Source organism: Mesorhizobium sp. M0016, from assembly GCF_040324035.1.
In the GTDB taxonomy this organism is placed as follows: Bacteria; Pseudomonadota; Alphaproteobacteria; order Rhizobiales; family Rhizobiaceae; genus Mesorhizobium.
In genome coordinates this window covers 34695-56616 of the sequence record NZ_JAMYVM010000005.1, presented here as the reverse complement: position 1 = coordinate 56616, position 21922 = coordinate 34695, and the positions used below count along the sequence as shown (strand labels likewise).

General features: G+C 63.3%; 20 protein-coding genes. 10 read left to right on the top strand and 10 right to left on the bottom strand.

Annotation, left to right across the window (positions count from 1 at the left end):
- Position 1: 1 nt before the first annotated feature.
- Complete coding sequence (locus NKJ88_RS09475; protein ID WP_023712613.1) at positions 2-925, bottom strand: DMT family transporter; 924 nt, start codon at positions 923-925, stop codon at positions 2-4.
- A gap of 72 nt (positions 926-997) precedes the next feature.
- A complete protein-coding gene (locus NKJ88_RS09470) occupies positions 998-2278 on the bottom strand; it encodes an amidohydrolase family protein (protein WP_023712614.1) in 1281 nt (426 codons plus the stop codon).
- Between the two features lie 175 nt (positions 2279-2453).
- Here NKJ88_RS09470 and NKJ88_RS09465 point away from each other — a divergent pair, with 175 nt between their 5' ends.
- Positions 2454-4211: an ABC transporter ATP-binding protein gene (locus tag NKJ88_RS09465; protein ID WP_023698913.1), complete on the top strand. Its 1758-nt coding sequence runs from the start codon at positions 2454-2456 to the stop codon at positions 4209-4211.
- A gap of 528 nt (positions 4212-4739) precedes the next feature.
- On the opposite strand, the gene ilvD is transcribed toward NKJ88_RS09465, so the two are convergent.
- Complete coding sequence (gene ilvD / locus NKJ88_RS09460) at positions 4740-6584, bottom strand: dihydroxy-acid dehydratase (protein WP_352443976.1); 1845 nt, start codon at positions 6582-6584, stop codon at positions 4740-4742.
- Between the two features lie 270 nt (positions 6585-6854).
- On the opposite strand from ilvD, the gene NKJ88_RS09455 reads away from it, so the two are divergent.
- Positions 6855-7325, top strand: a complete 471-nt coding sequence (locus NKJ88_RS09455; protein WP_023688814.1) for a VOC family protein — start codon at positions 6855-6857, stop codon at positions 7323-7325.
- Between the two features lie 83 nt (positions 7326-7408).
- Here NKJ88_RS09455 and NKJ88_RS09450 read toward each other — a convergent pair whose 3' ends face one another.
- Positions 7409-9001 carry a peptide chain release factor 3 gene (locus NKJ88_RS09450; RefSeq protein WP_286461313.1) on the bottom strand — a complete coding sequence of 531 codons (1593 nt, stop codon included), beginning with the start codon at positions 8999-9001 and terminating at the stop codon, positions 7409-7411.
- A 138-nt stretch (positions 9002-9139) separates the two neighbouring features.
- On the opposite strand from NKJ88_RS09450, the gene NKJ88_RS09445 reads away from it, so the two are divergent.
- Positions 9140-10213: an NAD(P)/FAD-dependent oxidoreductase gene (locus NKJ88_RS09445; protein WP_352443975.1), complete on the top strand. Its 1074-nt coding sequence runs from the start codon at positions 9140-9142 to the stop codon at positions 10211-10213.
- Here NKJ88_RS09445 and NKJ88_RS09440 read toward each other — a convergent pair.
- From NKJ88_RS09440 to NKJ88_RS09430, 3 genes are all read right to left on the bottom strand, one after another.
- A complete protein-coding gene (locus NKJ88_RS09440) occupies positions 10207-11580 on the bottom strand; it encodes an amidase (protein WP_023823796.1) in 1374 nt (457 codons plus the stop codon). The two genes, NKJ88_RS09445 and NKJ88_RS09440, sit on opposite strands and share 7 nt — an antisense overlap.
- Before the next feature lie 293 nt (positions 11581-11873).
- The gene (locus NKJ88_RS09435) at positions 11874-12668 is read right to left on the bottom strand and encodes a class II glutamine amidotransferase (RefSeq protein WP_023823797.1); all 795 of its coding nucleotides are present in this window, start codon (positions 12666-12668) and stop codon (positions 11874-11876) included.
- A gap of 15 nt (positions 12669-12683) precedes the next feature.
- Positions 12684-12938 carry a DUF6356 family protein gene (locus tag NKJ88_RS09430; protein ID WP_031199307.1) on the bottom strand — a complete coding sequence of 85 codons (255 nt, stop codon included), beginning with the start codon at positions 12936-12938 and terminating at the stop codon, positions 12684-12686.
- A 114-nt stretch (positions 12939-13052) separates the two neighbouring features.
- Between NKJ88_RS09430 and NKJ88_RS09425 the strand changes: the two genes are divergently transcribed.
- From NKJ88_RS09425 to NKJ88_RS09400, 6 genes are all read left to right on the top strand, one after another.
- The gene (locus NKJ88_RS09425) at positions 13053-13523 is read left to right on the top strand and encodes an Lrp/AsnC family transcriptional regulator (RefSeq protein WP_023690042.1); all 471 of its coding nucleotides are present in this window, start codon (positions 13053-13055) and stop codon (positions 13521-13523) included.
- A gap of 85 nt (positions 13524-13608) precedes the next feature.
- Positions 13609-14094, top strand: coding sequence for a dUTP diphosphatase (gene dut, locus NKJ88_RS09420; protein ID WP_023698959.1), 486 nt, complete (start codon positions 13609-13611; stop codon positions 14092-14094).
- Entirely contained in the window at positions 14095-14754 is a 660-nt protein-coding gene (locus NKJ88_RS09415) for an HAD family hydrolase (protein WP_023725825.1), read from the top strand.
- Between the two features lie 176 nt (positions 14755-14930).
- Positions 14931-15749, top strand: a complete 819-nt coding sequence (locus NKJ88_RS09410) for a hypothetical protein (RefSeq protein WP_352443974.1) — start codon at positions 14931-14933, stop codon at positions 15747-15749.
- 77 nt (positions 15750-15826) lie between these two features.
- Complete coding sequence (locus tag NKJ88_RS09405; protein WP_352443973.1) at positions 15827-16630, top strand: isocitrate lyase/PEP mutase family protein; 804 nt, start codon at positions 15827-15829, stop codon at positions 16628-16630.
- 13 nt (positions 16631-16643) lie between these two features.
- Entirely contained in the window at positions 16644-17642 is a 999-nt protein-coding gene (locus NKJ88_RS09400; protein WP_352443972.1) for a proline racemase family protein, read from the top strand.
- Positions 17643-17647: 5 nt separating this feature from the next.
- Here the strand turns inward: NKJ88_RS09400 and NKJ88_RS09395 are convergent, their stop codons facing one another.
- Both NKJ88_RS09395 and NKJ88_RS09390 read right to left on the bottom strand, forming a co-directional pair.
- Complete coding sequence (locus NKJ88_RS09395; RefSeq protein ID WP_023692652.1) at positions 17648-18349, bottom strand: sulfate transporter family protein; 702 nt, start codon at positions 18347-18349, stop codon at positions 17648-17650.
- A gap of 198 nt (positions 18350-18547) precedes the next feature.
- Positions 18548-19450 (bottom strand): DMT family transporter, encoded by a 903-nt coding sequence (locus NKJ88_RS09390; protein ID WP_023690035.1) that lies wholly within the window; start codon positions 19448-19450, stop codon positions 18548-18550.
- Between the two features lie 215 nt (positions 19451-19665).
- Between NKJ88_RS09390 and NKJ88_RS09385 the strand changes: the two genes are divergently transcribed.
- Positions 19666-20658, top strand: a complete 993-nt coding sequence (locus tag NKJ88_RS09385) for an adenosine kinase (RefSeq protein WP_023738127.1) — start codon at positions 19666-19668, stop codon at positions 20656-20658.
- A 71-nt stretch (positions 20659-20729) separates the two neighbouring features.
- Here the strand turns inward: NKJ88_RS09385 and NKJ88_RS09380 are convergent, their stop codons facing one another.
- Positions 20730-21809, bottom strand: coding sequence for a GGDEF domain-containing protein (locus NKJ88_RS09380; RefSeq protein WP_023685126.1), 1080 nt, complete (start codon positions 21807-21809; stop codon positions 20730-20732).
- Between the last annotated feature and the right edge of the window lie 113 nt (positions 21810-21922).

Below are 21922 nucleotides of genomic sequence, written 5' to 3'. Positions count from 1 at the left end.
GTCAATTCACGCCTTTCGGCACGTTCTCCCGCGGCACGACTGTTTCGACCACCTTCTGGCGGTGGAAGATGAACAGGCCGGCGAGCACGACGATGGCCGAGCCGATCAGGATGCGCGGTCCCGGCACGTCGCCGAAGAAGGCCAGGCCGAAGATCACCGCCCATAGAAGCAGGCTGTAGTGCAGCGGCGCCAGCGTCGAGGCAGGGGCCAGTTTCAGCGCCCTGGTAATCATCAGATGCGCGCTGCAGGAGACGATGCCGAGCAGGAGCATGGCGCCGAAATCGAGTGCCGAGGGCGTCTGCCAGGCGCCGATGGTCATCACGCCGCCGACCAGCAGCGTGCCGATAGTCTGCCAGGTTACCAGCGTTGTGTCGCTGGTGCCGCGCAGGCGGCGGCTGAGGATGATGGCGAAGGCGAAGGCAATGCTGCCGACCAGTGCGAACAGCGAGGACTGCGAGAACGCAGCCGAAGAGGGCTTCAAGATGATCAGCACGCCGCAGAAGCCGACCAGGATGGCGGCCCAGCGGCGCCAGCCGACCTTTTCGCCGAGCAGGAAATGCGACAGCGCCGCCACATAGATCGGCCCGGCCATGTAGAAGCTCATCACATCGGCCAGCGGCAGATAGACGACGGCGGCGTAGAACAAGGCTGTGTCGACCGTCGTCGCCACCACGCGCAGAAGCTGGAGGACTGGCCGCTCCATCTGGAACAGCTTTGCGGCGCCCTGGTTGGCGATCATCGGGCCGAGCACGATGAAGGCCCCGATCGATCGGATCAGCACCACCTGCCCCACCGAGAAGCTGGCGACCAGCCATTTGCCCATCGCGTCGTTCAGCGCGAACATGAAGTCGCCGGCCAGCATCAAAAGGATGCCGGCCAAAAGCACGTTCCTGATGGTAAAGGTGCGGACGAGCGACTGGGCCATGCGGCTCCCTAGCTGCAAGCGGCCGCTTTGACGAGGCAAATCGGTAAGACCAGCGGCGGAAATCGGCTGTTTCTACGCAGCTTTGTGCCGCCGGTTCACCTGTCCGGGACGGCCGGCGATCGACAGCCGTGTCTCCTGCTTCGTGCGCTCGGCCACCACCTTGCCCCTGGCGACGACGCACAGCCGTTCGGCACGCAGCCTCAAGGCCTCGATCGGGTTGCCTGCATCGAGGATGACGAAGCTGGCGCGCTTGCCCACGGCAAGGCCGAGATGATCGAGGCCCATGATGGCGGCGTTGACGTTGGTGACCATGTCGAAGCAGCGCGCCATGTCGGCAGGGCTCGACATCTGAGCGACGTGGAGGCCCATGAAGGCGACGTCGAGCATGTCGGCGGTGCCGAGCGAATACCAGGGGTCGAGAACGCAATCCTGGCCCCAGCCGACGCGGATGCCGAGCGCCTGCATCTCCTTCACCCGGGTCATGCCGCGGCGTTTGGGAAACGTGTCGTGGCGGCCCTGCAGCATGATGTTGATCAGCGGATTGGGGATCGCCGAGACACCGGTCTCGGCGATCAGCGGCAGCAGCTTGGAGACGTAATAATTGTCCATCGAGTGCATGGAAGTCAGGTGCGAGCCGGCCACCTTGCCCTGCAGGCCAAGGCGCTGCGTCTCATAGGCAAGCTGCTCGATGTGGCGCGACAACGGATCGTCGGTCTCGTCGCAATGCAGGTCGACCATCAGCCCGCGCTTCGCCGCGATTTCGCAAAGTTCGGTGACCGAGCGCGTGCCGTCGGCCATGGTGCGTTCGAAATGCGGGATGCCGCCGACGATGTCGACGCCCATGTCGAGCGCGCGCAGCGTGTTCTGGCGCGCCGTCGGCGAACGGTAGAAGCCATCCTGCGGGAAAGCGACCAGTTGCAGATCGATATAGGGCGCGACAATCTTCTTGACGTCGAGCAGCGCCTCGACCGCCAGCAGCCGGTCGTCGCAGACATCGACATGGGTACGGATGGCGAGCAGGCCCATCGAGACCGCCCAGTCGCAATAGGCGAGCGCCCGCTCGCGCACCGCGTCATGGGTCAAGAGCGGCTTCAGTTCGCCCCACAGCGAAATGCCTTCCAGCAGCGTGCCCGAAGCGTTGATGCGTGGAATGCCGTAGGACAGCGTGGCGTCCATATGGAAATGCGGATCGACGAAGGGCGGCGAGATCAGATTGCCACGGGCGTCGATCGCCGTGCCGGCGCTGACATGCAGTTCGGACTCGATGGCGACGATCGTCTCGCCGATGATGCCCAGGTCGGCGACGGTGCCGTCGGGCAGCGTTCCGCCGCGCACAACAAGGTCGAAATCCATCTGTCGTCATCTCCCTGCAGATCAGTCGCCGCAATCGTGGCGCAAAAGACACCGTGCCGCAGCCGATTGTCTCCGCGACAGCGAAAGGTTCCATCCGGCCACAACTCGCTCTATAAGCCGCCTTTCGCCCCGGTGGCGAATCCGAAATTCGTCAGTCAGGCATGGGATCGGCCATTTGTTTCGCTTCTTCCGTTCGACGGAAAACCAGCGCCTTATCGCAAGGCTTTTGCGGGAATCCTTTCACGCGCATAGATTTGGCTACGCTGCGGCCATTCTGTCGATGCTGGTTGTGGCGGCAACGACAGCAGCCAGCGCCTATATGCTGCGCGAAATCACCAATGAATTCGTGGTTTACAAGCGGATTGGGCAGGTCAATCTGATCGCGGCGGCGACCGGAGCGATTTTCATTCTCAAGGGCTTCGCAAACTTCATCCAGGCCTACTTCATGAGCAGGGTCGGCAATGCCATCATCGCCGACCGGCAGCGCAAGATCTATGACAGCATTCTTGCGCAAGGCATCGAATTCTATCATTCGACCTCTTCGTCCGAACTGATTTCGCGCATGACGAACAATGCCCAGGCCGCGCGCAGCGTGCTCGACCAAATCGTCACGTCCTATGTTCGCGACCTGGTGACGCTGGCTGCGCTGGTGGGGGTGATGGTCTGGCAGCAGCCGGCGCTGTCCCTGATCTGTCTGGTGATCGGGCCGATCGCCATTTACGGCGTCAATCGTATCCTGAAGCGCGTCCGAAAAATTGCCTCGCAAGAATTCCGTTCGCTCGGCCAGATCGTGCAGGTGATGCAGGAAACGGCGATCGGCGTGCGCGTCGTCAAATCCTTCGGTCTCGAAGGCGCCATGCGCAAGCGCATGTACAAGGCCGTGTCGGACGTGGAGAGCCGCGCCAACAACATCGCCACGCTGGAGGCCGCCACCAGCCCGGTGATGGAAACGCTTGCGGGGCTGGCCATCGCTGGCGCCGTTTTTGTCAGCGGCTTCCTGGTTCTGGGCGGCGGCGGTCAGATGCCGGGCAACATCATGGCGTTCATCGCGGCGCTGCTGTTGGCCTATGAGCCGGCCAAGCGCCTGGCCCGCGTACGCATCTCGCTTGAAACCGGCATTGTCGGCGTGCGCATGATGTTCCAGCTCGCCGACCGGCCGCTGACGCTGGCCGAAAAGCCGGATGCAAAGCCGCTGCGGGCCGGGCCGGGCGAGATCCATTTCGACAATGTCAGCTTCGCCTACCCCGAAAGCGCGCCGGTGTTCGAGGGACTGGACCTGACGCTTGCCGCAGGCAAGATGACGGCGCTGGTCGGACCCTCGGGCAGCGGCAAGTCGACCATCCTCAACCTGATCATGCGCATGTACGACCCGCAGGTCGGCAGGGTGATGTTCGACGGGCAGGACATTTCTTGTGCCACGCTCACCTCGGTCAGGGAAAAGATCGCCTATGTCAGCCAGGACACGTTCCTGTTTGCCGGCACGATCATGCACAACATCAGGCTCGGGCGCGAGGGCGCCACGGACGAGGAAGTAATGGCCGCCGCAAGGGCCGCCAATGCACATGACTTCATCAGCGCCCAGGCGAAAGGGTACGACACGGATGTCGGCGAGAATGGCGCGCTGCTGTCAGGCGGCCAGCGCCAGCGCATCTCGATCGCGCGCGCCATGCTGCGCAATGCCGAAATCCTGCTGCTAGACGAGGCGACCAGCGCGCTCGACGCCGAATCCGAGGCGCTTTTCCGCGACGCGCTGCAGCAGCTGACGGTCGGGCGCACCACCATCGTCATTGCCCACCGCCTGTCGACCGTGCACCAGGCCGACACGATCGTGGTGCTGGAGGCCGGCAAGGTGGTGGAAAGCGGCGCGCATCGCACGCTGCTCAACCAAGGCGGGCTGTATCAGAAGCTTTATGAATATCAGCTGATGCCATAACGGAGTGCGAGTATGCGCGCTGCTCGGTTCATGTCCTTTCTACGATCCGTCTTGTTGGGCACCTTTGCCGCGCAATCTCCTGCCATGGCTCTCGACTACGACAAGGCGCATCACCTCGACGCGGAGAACCTCGCCGAACAAGGAATCGCAAAGACCTACCAAGAAGTTTTGCCCGAGCTTCGGCAATATGTGAAAGACCCAATCGCAATCGAGGAAAGCGTAGACATGTACGCTTCACGATATGCCGTGCGCTCGGCTGGCCAGGAGTTCGTGATATACGCCCCGGATAGTGTGGGCAGCGAAGACAAAAGCTGGGGCACGGCCACTTATGTCTTCTTCAAAATCATCAATGACCAACTCACCCATTCGGGCGTGCGATACTACGCGCTCAACGGTGGAAACGACCTGTTCGGCATCTTCTATCACAGGCGGAAGACGCAAAGCGATCGCTGCCAACCCGCACGGATTGGCCCTATCTTCCCGATCCGAAATCGCCTTGGTACGGCCAGTACCACTAGCCGGGCTGGATCACTCCGGCACGTGCCGCACCGCGCCCTTGTCGGCGCTGGTGGCGAAGGCGGCGTAAGCGCGCAGCGCGGTCGTCACCTTGCGCTTGCGCTTTTCCTCGGGCTTCCAGGCCATGGCGCCCTTTGCCTCCACGGCCGCGCGGCGCGCGTCGAGTTCAGCGTCGCTGACAGCAAGCCGGATCGTGCGGTTGGGGATGTCGATCTCGATCGTATCGCCTTCCTGCACCAGTCCGATCGTGCCGCCTTCCGCTGCTTCGGGCGAGGCATGGCCGATCGACAGGCCTGATGTGCCGCCGGAGAAGCGGCCGTCGGTGACCAGCGCGCAGGCTTTGCCGAGGCCTTTCGACTTCAGATAGCTCGTGGGGTAGAGCATTTCCTGCATGCCGGGGCCGCCACGCGGCCCTTCATAGCGGATGACGACGACATCGCCGGCCTTAATTACGTTGGACAGGATCGCTTTGACGGAAGCGTCCTGGCTTTCGAACACGCGGGCCGGGCCGGTGAACTTCAGGATCGACTCGTCAACGCCGGCCGTCTTCACGATGCAGCCGTCGAGCGCCAGATTGCCTTTCAGCACGGCAAGACCGCCGTCTTTCGAGAACGGCGTCTCGGCTGAGCGGATGACGCCCTTCTCGCGGTCGAGGTCGAGCTCGTCCCAGCGGCGGTCCTGGCTGAAGGCGACCTGTGTCGGCACGCCACCCGGAGCGGCGAGAAAGAAGTCGCGGACGCTCTGGCTTGAGGTGCGGGAAATGTCCCAATGGTCGAGCGCTTCGCCGAGGCTTGCCGTATGCACCGTCGGCAGGTTGCGGTTGAGCAGCCCGGCATTGTCGAGCTGGCCGAGGATCGCCATGATGCCGCCGGCACGATGGACATCTTCCATATGCACGTCGGACTTGGCCGGTGCGACCTTGCACAGCACCGGAACGCGGCGTGACAGCCGGTCGATGTCTTCCATGGTGAAATCGACCTCGCCCTCATGGGCGGCGGCCAGGATATGCAGCACGGTGTTGGTCGAGCCGCCCATGGCGATATCGAGCGTCATGGCGTTCTCGAAGGCGCCTTTGGAGGCGATGCTGCGCGGCAGTGCCGACTCATCATCCTGCTCGTAGTAGCGCTGGGCGAGATCGACGATGAGATGGCCGGCCTCGACGAACAGCCGCTTGCGGTCGGCGTGGGTTGCCAGGGTCGAGCCGTTGCCGGGTAGCGACAGGCCGAGCGCCTCGGTCAGGCAATTCATCGAATTGGCGGTGAACATGCCGGAGCACGAGCCGCAGGTCGGGCAGGCCGAGCGTTCGATGACCTTGACGTCCTCGTCGGAGATCTTGTCGTCGGCGGCGGCAACCATGGCGTCGACCAGGTCGAGCGCTTGTGTCTTGCCGGCGAGCACCACCTTGCCGGCTTCCATCGGCCCCCCGGAGACGAAGACGCTTGGGATATTGAGGCGCAAGGAGGCCATCAGCATGCCGGGCGTGATCTTGTCGCAATTGGAGATGCAGACCATGGCATCGGCGCAATGCGCGTTGACCATATATTCGACCGAGTCCGCGATCAGCTCGCGCGACGGCAGCGAATAGAGCATGCCGTCATGGCCCATGGCGATGCCGTCATCGACGGCGATGGTGTTGAATTCCTTGGCGACGCCGCCGGCCTTCTCGATCTCGCGCGCCACCAGCTGGCCAAGGTCTTTCAGATGGACATGACCCGGCACGAACTGGGTGAAGGAATTGACCACCGCGATGATCGGCTTGCCGAAATCCGAATCCTTCATGCCGGTGGCGCGCCACAGGCCGCGGGCGCCGGCCATGTTGCGGCCGTGGGTGGTGGTGCGGGAGCGATAGGCAGGCATGAATTTTCCTTGGCTGGCTGGCTGCGCCCGGTGCGGAGCGTGGCGGCGCGGAACTTGGATCGCAGGGTTTATAGACCGGCAAGTATGGTCTGGCCACTTTTTTGCAATGCGCCAGAGTCTCGCTGAAAATCAGGGTTTCGAAAAAGATTGCCGGCCAGTGTCGGATCGCTAGCCCGGCATCCGTCCTTGGACGACGGCAAGGGAATGGCACCATTTCTATAAGTCAGCAGCTTCACCTGTAACCGCAACCAAACACCCGAGGAGCATGACATGCAAAAGATCACCACCTGCCTGTGGTTCGATGGCCAGGCCGAAGAGGCGATGAATTTCTACGTCTCCATCTTCAAGAATTCGAAGGTGCTGAGCGTGCTGCGTTGGCCCGAAGGCCAAGCCGATGCCGGCAAGGCGCTGGTGACCACGTTCGAACTCGACGGCGTGCAGTTCCAGGCACTCAACGGCGGACCGCAATTCAAGTTCAACGAGGCGATGTCACAGTCGATCGACTGCAAGACCCAGGAAGAGGTCGATTATTTCTGGGACAAGCTCATCGAAGGCGGCGGCGAACCGTCGCAATGCAGCTGGCTGAAGGACAAGTTCGGCGTCTCCTGGCAAGTCGTGCCGGAGCAACTGCCGCGCCTGCTTCTGGATCCGGACCGGGCCAAGGCCGGGCGGGTGATGTCGGCGATGATGCAGATGAGCAAGATCGATATCGCCAAGATCGAGGAAGCTGCCAAAGGCTGAGTGAAGCCCTCAACGCCTCGCTGCCCCTCATCCGCGCTTCGGGCACCTTCTCCCAGTGAACGGGGAGAAGGCAAGATGGCGCCTTACGCCGCCTTGTCGCGGACCTGGTAGTCTTTGACGGTTGCGAAGCGGATCGCCTTCCAGCGTTCGGCTTCGTAGTTCAGCGAGAAGGCGTGCTGGGCCAGAAACACAGGGTCGTTGTCGAGGTCGCGGGCGATGTCGCCGCGATGCGCTTCGATGAAGCGAAGCGTCTCGCCCTTGTCGTCGGCCGAGATCCAGCGGCAGACCGAGAAGCGCGACATTTCGAATTCGACCGGCAGCGTGTATTCGAAATTCAGCCGCTCCTTCAAAACGTCGAGCTGCAACGCGCCGACAACGCCGACGATGGCCGGCGAGCCGTCTTCCGGCGAAAACAGCTGCACGACGCCTTCCTCGGCCATCTGGTGCAGCGCTTCCTTGAGTTTTTTCGCCTTCATCGCGTCGCCGAGGCGCACACGGCGCAGGATTTCCGGCGCGAAGTTGGGTACGCCGCGGAACAGTATCTCCTCGCCTTCGGTCAGCGTATCGCCGATACGCAGCGTGCCGTGGTTGGGAATGCCGACGACATCGCCGGCAAACGCTTCGTCGGCGGTGACGCGGGTGCGGGCAAAGAAGAACTGCGGCGCCGACAGGCTCATCGGCTTGCCGGTGCGCACCAGCTTGGCCTTCATGCCGCGCTCGAGCTTGCCCGAACAGACGCGCACGAAGGCGATGCGGTCGCGATGGTTGGGGTCCATATTGGCCTGGATCTTGAACACGAAGGACGTCATCTTCTCCTCCGTCGCCTCGACCTTGCGGGTGTCTGCGTCCTGCGCACGCGGCGGCGGGCCGAAGGCGCCGAGCGCCTCGATCAGGTCGCGCACGCCGTAATTGCGCAGCGCCGAGCCGAAATAGACCGGTGTCAGATGGCCTTCGCGGAAGGCGTCGATGTCGAGCGGGCGGCAAGCTTCGCGCGCGAGCTCCAGCTCCTCGATGAAGGCCTCGCGCTCGTTTTCCGGCAGCAGGCCGGCGACGCGGTTGGAGTCGGGGCCGTTGACCGGCGTGCGCTCTTTCTCGGCATCGCCCCTGCGCACAGCGTTGAGCGCCAGGTGGTAGGTGCCGGCAAAAGTCTTGCCGCGGCCGATCGGCCAGGTGATGGGGGCAGTGTCCAGCGCCAACTTCTGCTCGATCTCGTCGAGAATTTCGAACGGGTCGCGGCTTTCGCGGTCCATCTTGTTGATGAAGGTGATGATCGGGATGTCGCGCAGCCGGCAGACTTCGAACAGTTTCAGCGTGCGCGGCTCGATACCCTTGGCGGCGTCGATGACCATGACGGCGCTATCGACCGCCGACAGGGTGCGGTAGGTGTCGTCGGCAAAATCCTCGTGGCCGGGCGTATCGAGCAGGTTGAAGACATTGTCCTCATATTCGAAGGTCATCACCGAGGTGACGACCGAAATGCCGCGCTCGCGCTCGATCTTCATCCAGTCGGACCGGGTCTGGATGCGATCCTTCTTGGCCTTGACCTCGCCGGCAAGCTGGATGGCGCCGCCGAACAGCAGCAGCTTTTCGGTGAGCGTCGTCTTTCCGGCGTCGGGGTGGGCGATGATCGCGAAAGTGCGGCGGCGCGATACCGCCTGTTCGATGTCTTCAGCCAATTTCTGGAATCCTGTCTGTGGCGCGGGCTTCTAGCAGCGCATTGCTGGCCTGTCGACAGTTTCGGGCCGGCAGGCCGACCACACTTGAGCTTGAATCGTTACGGTGGCATCAGAGGAGCCCATTCTGAGAGGTCCGGTATGAGCAGCGCTAAAGAAGTCATCGTCATTGGCGCCGGCATTATCGGGGCGTCCATCGCCTGGCACCTGACCAAGGCCGGGGCGCGGGTGACTGTGATTTCCGATAGTGGTGCCGGCGGCGTCGCCACGCCAAACTCCTTTGCCTGGATCAACGCCAGCTGGGGCAATCCCGAAATCTATTTCCGGCTGCGCATCCGTGCGATGGCCGAATGGAAGCGGCTGGCAAACGAGCTGCCCGGCCTGCCGCTCGCCTGGTGCGGCGGGCTGTGCTGGGATCTGCCGGCCGACAGGCTCGAAGCCTACGCGGCTGAGCATGCTTCCTGGGGTTACGGCATCGAACGCGTCGACGCCGGGCGGGCAGCGCAAATCGAGCCCAATCTCGTCGAGCCGCCTGAATTCGCGGTTAATGTCGCGGAGGAAGGCGTGGCCGAACCGGTTGCGGCGGCCAAGGCGCTGCTGGCCGATGCAGAACGGCGCGGCGCGCGCATTCTTTCCAGTTCTGTAACCGCGATTGTCCAGACAGATGGCAGGATTAGCGGTGTCGATACATCGCATGGGCTGATGGCAGCCGACGAGGTGGTGATCGCAGCCGGTGTCGGGGCACCCGATATTGCCGCTACCGCCGGCATCAAGCTGCCGATCGAGACGCCGCCCGGTCTGATCGTCCACTCGCAGCCCTACAAGAAGCTCCTCAACGGGCTGGTGCATGCCGAAAAGCTGCATATGCGCCAGACGGCGGAGGGCCGCATCATCGCCGGCTCGGATTTCGCGGGGAGCGATCCCGGTGAGAATCCCGACGCCACGGCGCGCGAGCTGTTTGCAGCAATGAAGGCGGCCTTGCGCGGCGCCGACGAACTGGAATTCGATTTCCACACGGTTGGCTACCGGCCGACGCCGATCGACGGCTTTCCGATCATAGGCCGCGCCGAGGGCGCCGACGGCCTCTATGTCGCCGTCATGCATTCCGGCATCACGCTGGCGCCGGCGGTCGGGCTGTTCGCCACGCGCGAAATTCTCGACGGCGAGCGTGATCCGCTGCTGACGCCTTATGGGTTGGGTCGGTTTGCTCAGTAGCCCGGCGGACGCTTGAAGCCGCCGGTGAACGCTTCGATTGCCTTCCCGATGCCAAGCAGGCGCGATTCCGACCAGCGCTTGCCGACCAGTTGCAGGCCGATGGGCAGGCCGTCGCGGTCTTGCCCGCAGGTCAGCGAGAGTGCCGGATGGCCGGAATAATTGAAGACCGCGCCATAGGCCGGTAGCATCCAATAGCTTAGCTCCTTGCCGTCGACTTCGATCGGCGTGCCGGGCTCACAATGCGCGAAGGCCGTGGTCATGGCGACCGGGCACAGCAAGGCATCGCAGGTTTCGAAGAACCTGTCCCAGGCCAGGATGGAGCGGTCGCGGCGAGCGAGCGCCTCGAACCAATTGGTGATCGGCGTTGGCTGCTCCGGTGGTTCGGGCTGCGCTGCCTCCAACATCATGCCGATCAGATCGCCGCCCTGCTCCAGATCGTCATGCAGATCGATCTCAGGCAAGTTCGCTTCTTCCACAATCACCCCTGCTGATTGCAACCGCTTGGCCAGGATTTCGACTGCGGCAGCGATTTTGCCAGCCACCGGAAAGCCGGGAAAGGACGGCGCGGCGGCGATGCGCAATGTCTTGAGGTCGAGCCTGGGCATGGCCTCTAAATGCACCGGCGCGAGGTCGGTGTCTGCTCCGTCCGGGCCGGCGATGATTTTGTAGATCAGCGCAAGATCGTCCACGCTGCGCGCCAGCGGGCCGAGGCAGGACATCAACCGCACGCTTCGCGCCGCGCCGTTCGGATCGGGGAAGGCGCCGGCCAGCGACACGCGGTGCTCGGTCGGTTTCAACCCGTAGACACCGCAAAAAGCCGACGGCAGGCGGATCGAATCCTGCATGTCGGTTCCGACATCGAACGGCGTCATGCCGGTCGCCACCGCTGCCGCGGCGCCACCGCTGGACCCGCCTGACGTGCGCGAGCGGTTCCACGGATTGCTGGTGCGACCGAACAGCGGGTTGTCCGACTGCCAGTCGCCCAGCATGGTCGCGACATTGGTTTTGCCTATCAGGACGCCGCCTGCGGCTTTCAATCGGGAGACGACCGGGCTGTCCGATTTTGCCGTATGGTTGGCGAAAGGCGGGAAACCGACCGTGGTCTCCATGTCGGCCGTTTCGTGCGTATCCTTCAGGGTGAAGGGCACGCCATGCAGCGGGCCGAGCGCATCGCCATGCGCCAATGCCACGTCGGCGTTTTCAGCGCGCTCACGGGCGCCTTCGCGGTCGAGATTGACGATGGCGTTGACGGCCTCGTTGTGTCGGTCGATTTGGACCAGATGGGCGTCCAGAGCTTCGACGGCGGAGATCTTTCGCGCCGCGATTGCGGCGGCGAGATCGATGGTCGAGGAAAAGGCGAGGTCCATGATTGCTCCGGCTGCTGCCAAACGTATCGCGGTTTAAAACCAAGTTCAGCATTCGGAGATCATCGGCGCTTGATCAAAATTGCGCTTGCCGGTCGGTTGAGGTTGGCGCTCTACGGCGCCCCCCTCTGTCCTGCCGGACATCTCCCCCACTTTGGGGGGCGATTGGCAGCTTTGGCTTCGGCGCCCCTTTTCCTGCGTTGAAAATTGGCGAAGGCCGCCGTGACCTCCAATCTCCCCCCTCGTGGGGAGGGCAGGACAGAGGGGGGCGCGAAGAATGCGGCCTAGACTAGGGCCTAGACGACCAGTGCCAGCCTTGCCACAGCCGGCACGAACGGCCGAATGCTCATCCCATCACCCGTAATGGTCACAAAACTCGCCGGCGGGATGGCCTGCCATTCCCCGCCCTCGCGATCGAAAGGCTCCGACACGATGCAACGGCCGGCATTGCGCACCGACGTGTACAGCGTCGGCGCGTGGGCGTCGCTGGCGTAGCGCACGGCATAGAGCGCCTGCCCATCCGAGAACGCTGCGGTCAGTTTCACGGCTGGCTCCAGACCGGCGTGGCGTGACGCCTCTAGAACCCGAGCGGTGGCGCGCGATACTGCCCCTTGCGGGTCGCCAGCAAGACCCTCATCGATCATCAGCAGGAAAAACAATTCGGAATCGGTGGTGCCCTCGCGCTGGTCGAACACGGCGTCGCAGAGCGAGTTCTCCAGCGCGCGGCGGATCTTTTCGAAGCCGCCGATCTGGCCATTGTGCATGAACGACCAGCTGCCGGAGATGAAGGGATGGCAGTTCATGCGGCTGGTGGCGCCGCCGGTCGACGCCCTGACATGGGCGAGGAACAGGCCGGATTTGATCTGCCGGCACAGGCTTTTCAGATTGGGATCCGACCAGGCCGGCAGGATGTCGCGGTAGAGGCCGGGCTCGGGCCGGTCGCCATACCAGGCAAGGCCGAAACCGTCGCCATTGGTCGGCGACTTGGCTTCCTGGGCGCAATGGCTCTGGGCAATCAGCGAGTGGCAAGGCGCGGTGACGACGTCTTCGAGGAAGACCGCTTCACCCAGATAGGCCGCCCATCGGCACATCGCTTCTAACCAATCCTAGGCGCGATCCAAGAGAGCCTGGGGCTCCTTGAACGCGTGCGAGCCTCTGTTGTGCGTCCGCTCGTAGAGTTCGCGAACGATTCGGCTTGCCGCAGTTTCGAAGAGAAACGGCAAGAAAGCGTGAACGAGTGCCGCACCAGCGGCCATCAGGAGGCGCGAGCAGAACCAGGCGGCAAAGGCCATATGGCTGAAATAGGTCTCGCCCACCTTGGCCGGGTGAGAGGTGAACAGCTTCGAAAACAGCGTCGTCATGGTGATCCCTCCTGCCGGGATAAGCCCCGATGTGGGTATCCTGCCACAGGGTAAAGGTTCATCGGTCTCAATTTGTCCTTGTCTAACGCCGTGGTTCGGGACATTCATCCCAACATGGCGCTTGAATTCGATGAAATCGACCGAAGATTGCTGGCCGAGCTGCAACGCGACGGCACACTGTCGGTCGATCAGCTCTCCGAAAAAGTGTCGCTGTCGCGCAACGCCTGCTGGCGCCGCGTCAAGCGGCTTGAAGAGGACGGCGTCATCACCGGACGGGTGGCGCTGGTCGATGCCGACAAGCTCGGGCTCGGGCTCTCGGTGTTCATCCTGATCCGCACCTCCAATCATGACCCGGACTGGCTGCAGAAGTTCCGTGCGGCGGTGACTGGTTTTCCCGAGATCACCGGGGTCTATCGCATGTCCGGCGATCTCGACTACGTGCTGCGCGCCCGCGTCGCTGACATGAAGGCCTATGACCGGCTCTATCAGCGGCTGATCGCCAAGGTGGCGCTGTCGGACGTTTCCGCCTCCTTCGTCATGGAGGAGATCAAGGAGACGACCGTCGTTCCGGTGGAATTGCGCTAGGTCACACTGACGCCTGAAAGAAAGCCGTTGATAGGCCTGCGGACGAGTTGACCGAATCGCCGTTCGCGCCGATAGGATCGATTTTATGCGCGCAGCCTTCCAAAATTCCTCCGTCATTGGTCCCACTGTCGGCTTCGTCAGGTTGCCGCATGGAGATGGACTTCCTCTTCCCGCCTATGAAAGCACCGGCGCCGCCGGCATGGATCTGCGCGCCGCGGTGCCGGAAGACCGGCCGCTGCTGATCCTGCCTGGCAAGCGCGCCTTGGTGCCGACCGGTCTGATCCTGGAAATTCCCGAAGGAATGGAAGGCCAGGTGCGGCCGCGCTCCGGCCTTGCCTTCAAGCATGGGCTGACCGTCCTCAATTCACCAGGCACGGTCGACAGCGACTATCGCGGCGAGGTTAAGGTGCTGCTGGTCAACCTCGGCGACGAGGATTTCGCGGTGACGCGCGGCATGCGCATTGCCCAGATCGTCTTTGCCGCGGTGACGCAGGTGACGGTTGAGGAGCGCTCGCTGGCCGGCGCCACGACGCGCGGCGCGGGCGGGTTCGGATCGACCGGCACCGCCTGAATGAGCATACCGAAACTGGTCATCTTCGACTGCGACGGAATCCTGGTCGACACCGAGAACCTTGCCAACCGGCGGCTTGCCGAGTGGTTTGTTGCCGCCGGTTATCCCACCACATTCGAATATTGCCGCAAATATTTTTCCGGCCGCAGCATGGCTTCGGTGCAGAAGGAAATCGAAGAGACGACCACGGTGCGGCTCGGCGCCGATTTCGTCGATCGCTGGAATGCCGGCCTGCCCGATCTGTTTGCGCATGGGGTCGAGGCGATCCCCTATGTGCGCGACTTCATCGAGGCGGTTCGCGCGGCCGGCATTCCCTATTGCGTCGCCACTTCTGCGCGTATCTCGAAGATGCACATCACGCTCGGCCAGACCGGGCTACTGCCGCTGTTCGAGCATGCCATGTTCTCTTCGACCATGGTCAGCCGCGGCAAGCCGTTCCCGGACCTGTTCCTGCATGCGGCAAAGACCATGGGTTTTGCGCCGGCCGACTGCATCGTCATCGAGGACAGCGTTGCCGGCACGCAGGCCGGCATTGCCGCCGGCATGCGTGTCTATTCCTATCATGGCGATCCCTATTCCGACCGCGATGGCCTGGCCGGCGCTGGCGGCGTCCTGTTCGACGACATGCGCGAACTTGCCGGGCTGGTGCCGATCCACTGAAGCTGTGTTAGGTTCCGCGCGGCCAGCCTGAGGCACCCATGCCAACGAACCTGCTTCGCTCCATCCTAAAGCGTTTCACCGTTTCATGGAAACGGCGAACCGCTCTATCTTTTTGTTTTGTCGCAATTTCCGGCCGGAAAACCGCACACACTTTTCCTGAAATTGCTCTAGCGCTTGTGCTGCTGCCGTGGCTTTGGACCGCAGCCAGCGCGCAAGCCGTCAGCTTCCCGGAATTCGGCACCGCCATCCCCGATCACATGGATGTGACCTATCTGGACCTCGCAAGGATGGTCATTCCCGGCCTCGCAGGTGACAGCAACGGTTTCTACCGGGGTGGATTGCCGATCGAGATGCGCCACATCGAGGGACCGGATGGCGGCGGTTCGCCGCCTGAGACATCGGGCCTCTCCAACGCCGGCGTGCTCGCCATCAAGGCCGGGGGTAAGGACCGGCTGGCGATGCTCTACGACCTCGGCGACTCCCCCGACAGCGCCGAAGGCTATGCCGTGCTGGCGCTCTACGACATCACAGACAGGCCGAAGCTGCTCGACGTCGTCAATGTCGCGCTCGACCGCGGCACCTATTTCCGTGAACCGGGCAAGCTTTCCGTTGGGCCGAACGACGACATCGTGATCACCATGAGCGCGCATTTCAATTCAAGCCAAAACTACGCGATCACGCCGCTGATCATGGTGCGCGACGACAAATTCCAACTGATCGACATGATTTTCACCTTCGATGAGAACCTGTGCGCCTACAGCCGCAAGCAGGATGTTGCTTTCCAGACGATCGCTGACGGACAGCCTTATGCCGCGGTCAAAGTGACGGTGACCGACGCCACGGTGCTCAACGGCGAGAGCTGCGACGACCAGCCGCCCAAGCCTGAAGCCCACACAATTTCCGTTACCTATCATTGGGACAAGAAGACGTTGCACTACGTCAAGGATTCCGATGCGCTGGACAAATTGGCAGGAGAGAACGCCAAACGCTTCTGAGCCAACCGCATTTGTTTGCCCGGTGCATTGCTGCACGATAGAATCTGCCGGCATTTCCGCATCTGAAGGGAGCACTCATGGACAAGGGCAAGATCTTTCGCGACCTGCACGCCTCGACCTTCGTCATGCCCAACCCCTGGGATGTCGGCACGACCAAGCTCCTGGCCTCCTTCGGCTTCAAGGCGCTGGCGACGACCAGCGCCGGTTTTGCCTTCTCGCGCGGCCTGCCCGATGGCGCAGTGACCTTCGAGGCGATGATCCACCATTGCCGCGAGCTGACGGCGGCGACCAGTCTGCCGGTGTCGGCCGATCTCGAGAAAGGCAAGGGCGACAGCGCGACGAGTGCCGCCGAGACGGTTTTTGCGGCCGAAGCGGCAGGTTTCGCCGGCTGCTCGATCGAGGACCATACCGGCGATCCCGACAAGCCCATCTATGAGTTTTCACACGCCGTCGAGCGCGTTGCAGCTGCTGCTGAGGCCGCACGGGCGCTCAAGCATGATTTCGTCTTCACCGCACGGGCCGAGAATTTCCTTTGGGGCAAACCGGATCTCGACGACACGATCAAGCGGCTGCAGGCCTTCGAAAAGGCCGGCGCCGATGTGCTCTATGCGCCCGGCCTCAAAGATGTCGAGACCATCCGGAACATCTGCTCGGCGGTGAGCAGGCCGGTCAATGTCATGGCACTCCCGGCCTTCACCATCGCCGACCTTGCCATGGCCGGGGTCAAGCGCATCTCGCTCGGTCCGTGGCTGACCAATTTCGCCTTCGGCATGCTGGAAACCGCGGCGCGCGAGATCCAGCAGGACGGCACGTTCGGCTTCACCCGGGCCGCCATCCCGTTCGGCAAATTGCAGGCGCTGTTTTCCAAATCCTCAGGCTAGGGGGTCCCGGCGCATGACGCTCACCGTCGTCGACATGCACACCGGCGGCGAGCCGCTCAGGATCGTCACCGGCGGCTATCCAGACATTCCCAAAGGCACGATCCTGGAAAAGCGCGCCTATGTGCGCGACCACCTCGACCATTTGCGCAAGCTGCTGATCTTCGAGCCGCGCGGCCACTACGACATGTATGGCGCGCTGCTGGTGGAGCCCGACCTGCCCGGCGCCGAGCTGGCCGTGCTGTTCATGCACAACGAGGGCTATTCGACGATGTGCGGCCACGCCATCATTGCGCTTGGCCGCTACGCCGTCGACGAAGGCCTGGTGGCGAAACAGGAGCCAATCACCATGGTCAACATCGAGGCGCCGTGCGGCTTGGTCGTCGCTTCGGTGGAGGTCAAGGACGGCAAAGCGGGATCGGTGTCGTTCGAAAGCGTGCCGGCCTTTCTGTTTGCCCATGACCAACAAATCGAATTGGGGGGATACGGCAAGATTGCGTTCGACATCGCCTATGGCGGCGCCTTCTACGCGCTGGCCGACTGCCATCAATTCGGCCTGGAGTTCGGCCGCAGCCGGGTGCGCGATTTCGTCGACGCGGCAACCGCGCTGACCGAGCGGCTGAAGGCGGCGTTCCCTCTATCGCATCTCGACCATGCCGATCTCGCTTTCCTCTACGGCACCATCCTCACCGATGGACACGATGCGTTCTCCGGCGAGGCAACAAAAAACATCTGCGTCTTTGCCGATGCCGAGGTCGACCGCTCGCCGACCGGCTCCGGCGTCACCGCGCGGCTGGCGGCAATGCATGCCAAGGGTGAGATCAACCCTGGTCAGGAGCGGTCCTTCGAAAGCATCGCCGGCTCGCGCTTTTCCGGAGCGGTGGCGCGCACGACCATGGCCGGCCCGCATGATGCGATCATCGCCCGCGTCGGCGGCCGCGCCTACTATTCGGGCCGGGCGGAATTCACCGTCGAGCCGGATGACGAATTGGGACGCGGTTTTCTTCTGCGTTGATAGGCCTATCGCCCGGCGCTCTCCCGCGCGCCGACCGCCTTGTGCAGATGCACCATCATGGCGGCGGCAAAGAGCGGCGTCAGCAGGTTGAGCAGGGGCACGGCGAGGAAGGCAGCGATGAGCAGCCCGGCCAGAAAGACGGTGCCGGCATATTTCCGGCGCAACGCCCTCGCCTCATCTTCCGGGCGGAAGCGCATGGCGGCGAATTCGAAGAATTCACGTCCGAGCAGATAGCCGTTGACGATGAAGAAGGCGGCGATGTTGACGCCTGGAACCAACAGAAGGAGCAAGGCGACGATGTTGCCCAGGATGACGACGCCGAAGAATTTCACCGACAACACGAGCGAGCGCAGCGCCGGCATGGCGCGTCCGACGGGATCGGCCGGATAGTCGGTGCGCTCGACCACTTCGGCGATGTCGTCGAGAAACAGGCCCGCCACGATTGCCGTCACCGGCGCGATCAGCAGCGCCATCCCGAAGGCAAGAGCGATGGCCGCGATAATGCCGCCCAGCCATCCGGCCCAGGACGGCAGGCCGGGCAACAAGGAGTGAACCCATGGCAGCGCCAGCCAATCGACAAGCCCGGTCAAGACGAACCACAAGGCGACCAGCGCCAGGACGGTCAAGCCCAGCGTCTTCAGGAAAACCGCGCGGAATTCGGGAGAAAACAGCCGGCTGAAGGCGGCGCGGGCAGCGTTGGAGATCACGGCGTTTCCACCCCCAGGAACAAACGGACATCTCCGACATAGGCGGAGACCCTATCAGCCGCAAGCCTGCTGGAGCGGGCGCAATTCCGGACGGGAACTAGAGCATGATCCCAAAAAGTGGGTACCGGTTTTTGGAAAAGATCATGCTCCAACAAAGGGTTAGATCATGATGAGATTTCAACCAAATCTCATCACGATCTAGCGCGCCAGCGCCCGGGAGCGGGCGGGGATGGTCATTGCCGCAACGCCGGCGACGACGCAGCCCATGCCCCAGAAAGCTGTCGGCCCAAGGCTCTCGCCGAGGAACACGACGCCGATGCCGACGCCGATCGGCACGCGCAGATAGGCCTGCGACGTCGTGCCGACCGAACCAAGCGTGTGGATTAGGCGGAAAAAGATGCAGAAGGCCAGCGCCGTGGAGAACACCGACAATGCCAACAAGGCCAGTATCGACGCCATTGAAGGCGACAGGGTCCACGGGCGGTCGAAGGCCAGGCTCAAGGGGACGAGGATGACTGCGCCGCACAGCATCGAGCCGGCGGCCGGCAGCATCGGGTCGAGTCCCCTAAAGCCGCGGCCGAAAATGGCGGCGCCGGCATAGCAGACCGTGGCGGCAATGACGGCAAGCTGCGCCCACAATTGATGGCCGAGCCCGCCAAGCGCCTGGGTGCCGACGATCAGGCAAATACCGGCGATGCCGGCACCGACGCCGAACAGCTTGCGTGCGGTCACGGATTCGTGGCGGGTGATCAGCGCGGTCAGCAGAAAGGTGAAGATCGGCGAGGTCGCGTTGAGAATGGTGGCCAGGCCGGCATCGATGGAACGCTCGGCGGCGGCGATCAGCGTGAACGGCACGACGCTGTTGAGGCAGGCCTGGACCATGAACCGCCACAAGGTCGCGCTGTCCTTGGGCATGGCGAGGCCGCGCCAGCGGATCAGCGCGAGCAGGATGGCGCCGGCAATCAAGGTGCGGGCAGCGATGAAGGATATCGGCGGGATCGTCTCGACACCGATCTTGATGAAGGTATAGGACGCGCCCCACAGGGCGGCCAGCACGCCAAGCAGCGCCAGTTCGGTGGTCATGTCGGTCTTTGCTTGCATGCGGGTGCTTCCAGCGCTTGATTTGAGGCCAAGCTTGTAGGCGACCCGGCGGTCAGATGCTTCGGCCACGGTCGAACTGTGATGGAGCCTCGTCCCAGGCGCGCGCGCCGGCTTGGGCCGGCAAAGGATGGAAATCGGTTGCCATTTTTCGGGGTGATGCTGTAGACCCGCCCGGGCGCGGCAGAAAGCCGGCAGGTTCCGAGGCGGAGACATTGATGCCGGATTTTGACGTGCTTTGCATCGGCAATGCCATTGTCGACATCATCGCCCAGTGCGACGACGCTTTTCTCGAGACCAACGGCATCATCAAGGGTGCGATGAACCTCATCGACACCAAGCGCGCCGAGCTGCTCTACAGCCGCATGGGGCCGGCGATCGAGGCCTCGGGCGGCAGCGCCGGCAACACGGCGGCGGGCGTCGCCAGCTTCGGCGGCCGCGCCGCCTTCTTCGGCAAGGTGTCGAACGATCCGCTCGGCGAAATCTACGCCCATGACATCCATGCCCAGGGCGTTGCCTTCGACACCAGGCCGCTTGAGGGACAGCCGCCGACGGCGCGCTCGATGATATTCGTCACCCCCGACGGCGAGCGTTCGATGAACACCTATCTCGGCGCCTGTGTCGAACTCGGGCCGGAAGACGTCGAGGCCGACAAGGCGTCCGGCGCCAAGGTCACCTATTTCGAGGGCTATCTGTGGGATCCGCCGCGCGCCAAGGAGGCGATCCGGCAGACGGCGAAGCTCGCACACGAGGCCGGGCGCGAAGTGTCGATGACGTTGTCGGATTCGTTCTGCGTCGACCGCTACCGGGACGAGTTCCTTGAGCTGATGCGCTCGGGCACTGTCGACATCGTCTTTGCCAACAGCCACGAGATCAAGTCGCTCTACCAGACCAAATCCTTCGACGAGGCGCTGGCGGCGATCCGCAAGGACTGCAGAATTGCCGCCGTCACCCGCTCCGAAAAAGGCTCGGTGATCGTGCGCGGCGACGAGACTGTCACCATCCAGGCGACGACGATCCGCGAGCTGGTCGACACCACCGGCGCCGGCGACCTCTACGCCGCCGGTTTCCTCTACGGCTACACCTCGGGGCGCAGCCTGCAGGATTGCGGCGATCTTGGCTCGCTGGCCGCCGGGCTGGTCATCCAGCAGCTCGGGCCACGGCCGCGGCAGAACCTGCGCAGCGCGGCCCAATTGGCGGGGTTGCTGTAGGGCCGTCTTTCGGCGCGCAGCGCCGAGCCAGATGAGGGGTGCCCGCCGGTTCAGGCTGTCCGGCGCTCCGCTCAGGCGGTGCGGCGAAGGTCGTCGGACGTAGGCCCGGGTTCCAAAGCCCCGGCGGTGACCAGCCGGTTGCGGCCGCTCTTTTTGCCGATGTACATCAGTCGGTCGGCGAGCGTTATCAGCGCCTCCGAATCGGACGCTTCCGCCGGGTAGATGGCGACGCCAACGGTGCAACCAACATGGATGGCACCATTCGGCGTCGGCACCTTGATCCGCAGCTTTTCCAGGATACGTTCGGCGACGCCCACGGCCTTCTGTCGGGCCCGGCTAGCCTCTCCTGAAAACAGGAATGCGAACTCGTCTCCACCGAGCCGCGCCACGAAATCAGCGCTGCGCAGGACGGTGCGAAGCTGACCCGCCACCTCATGCAGCAGCGCGTCGCCGGCCTCGTGGCCGAGCGTGTCGTTGACCTTCTTGAACCTATCGAGGTCGATGAACAGCAGGCCGGCCGCCTGGCCGGTGCTGTCGCAGCGGTCGATCACCGACCTCAGCTCGTTGTGAAAGGCGCGCCGGTTGGGCAGGCCGGTCAATGCATCGTGGTTGGCCGAGTGGTCGCTGTGCTGCTTGGCCAGCTCGATCTCGCGCTTTTGTACGGAGAGTTCCTCATTGGCGGCCTTGAGTTCGAGCAGCAGCTCGGCGTTGAGATCCTCGACGACCTTGCGGTCGCTGATGTCGACGACGAAACCTTCCAGGAATTCCAGTTCGCCGGCCTCGTCCCAGACGCCGCCGCCGATCTCGCGGACCCAGAGCGGCTCGCCGACCTGCGGCACGATGCGGTAGTCGACGTTCCAGTTGCAGCGCGCCTCGAGCGCGGTATCGACGGCGGCATAGACGGCAGCGAGATCATCCGGGTGGATGGCCGAGACATAGTCGCGCACGGCATTTTGAATGAAGTCGCTCGGCCGATAACCGCTGACGGTGAAAATGCCGTCGCTGATGTAGAGCATGGTGTAGGACGCATCGTTGCGGCAACGGTAGAGATAACCGTCCATGCGGCCGGTGATGCTGAGCAGCGCATCCAGCCGCTCGTCGTGATAGACCCCCTGGCCGACCACAGATGCAGAAACCCCGTCATGCTTCATGGCCGCACCCCCGTTTTGGCGGTCTGAGCGCGCCGCCAATGCCATAAGGCCATAGGGGGCGAGAACGTTCCCTATAGCAGCCGAATATTATCAATCTCTTATGGGTTGGCTAT

Coding starts and splice junctions, on each gene's coding strand:
- NKJ88_RS09390 (WP_023690035.1), bottom strand. CDS start 19,450: ATGCAAGCAAAGACCGACATGACCACCGAACTGGCGCTGCTTGGCGTG.
- ilvD (WP_352443976.1), bottom strand. CDS start 6,584: ATGCCTGCCTATCGCTCCCGCACCACCACCCACGGCCGCAACATGGCC.
- NKJ88_RS09400 (WP_352443972.1), top strand. CDS start 16,644: ATGACGCTCACCGTCGTCGACATGCACACCGGCGGCGAGCCGCTCAGG.
- NKJ88_RS09455 (WP_023688814.1), top strand. CDS start 6,855: ATGCAAAAGATCACCACCTGCCTGTGGTTCGATGGCCAGGCCGAAGAG.
- NKJ88_RS09470 (WP_023712614.1), bottom strand. CDS start 2,278: ATGGATTTCGACCTTGTTGTGCGCGGCGGAACGCTGCCCGACGGCACC.
- NKJ88_RS09445 (WP_352443975.1), top strand. CDS start 9,140: ATGAGCAGCGCTAAAGAAGTCATCGTCATTGGCGCCGGCATTATCGGG.
- NKJ88_RS09380 (WP_023685126.1), bottom strand. CDS start 21,809: ATGAAGCATGACGGGGTTTCTGCATCTGTGGTCGGCCAGGGGGTCTAT.
- NKJ88_RS09475 (WP_023712613.1), bottom strand. CDS start 925: ATGGCCCAGTCGCTCGTCCGCACCTTTACCATCAGGAACGTGCTTTTG.
- NKJ88_RS09385 (WP_023738127.1), top strand. CDS start 19,666: ATGCCGGATTTTGACGTGCTTTGCATCGGCAATGCCATTGTCGACATC.
- NKJ88_RS09425 (WP_023690042.1), top strand. CDS start 13,053: ATGGCGCTTGAATTCGATGAAATCGACCGAAGATTGCTGGCCGAGCTG.
- NKJ88_RS09440 (WP_023823796.1), bottom strand. CDS start 11,580: ATGGACCTCGCCTTTTCCTCGACCATCGATCTCGCCGCCGCAATCGCG.
- dut (WP_023698959.1), top strand. CDS start 13,609: ATGCGCGCAGCCTTCCAAAATTCCTCCGTCATTGGTCCCACTGTCGGC.
- NKJ88_RS09435 (WP_023823797.1), bottom strand. CDS start 12,668: ATGTGCCGATGGGCGGCCTATCTGGGTGAAGCGGTCTTCCTCGAAGAC.
- NKJ88_RS09415 (WP_023725825.1), top strand. CDS start 14,095: ATGAGCATACCGAAACTGGTCATCTTCGACTGCGACGGAATCCTGGTC.
- NKJ88_RS09405 (WP_352443973.1), top strand. CDS start 15,827: ATGGACAAGGGCAAGATCTTTCGCGACCTGCACGCCTCGACCTTCGTC.
- NKJ88_RS09430 (WP_031199307.1), bottom strand. CDS start 12,938: ATGACGACGCTGTTTTCGAAGCTGTTCACCTCTCACCCGGCCAAGGTG.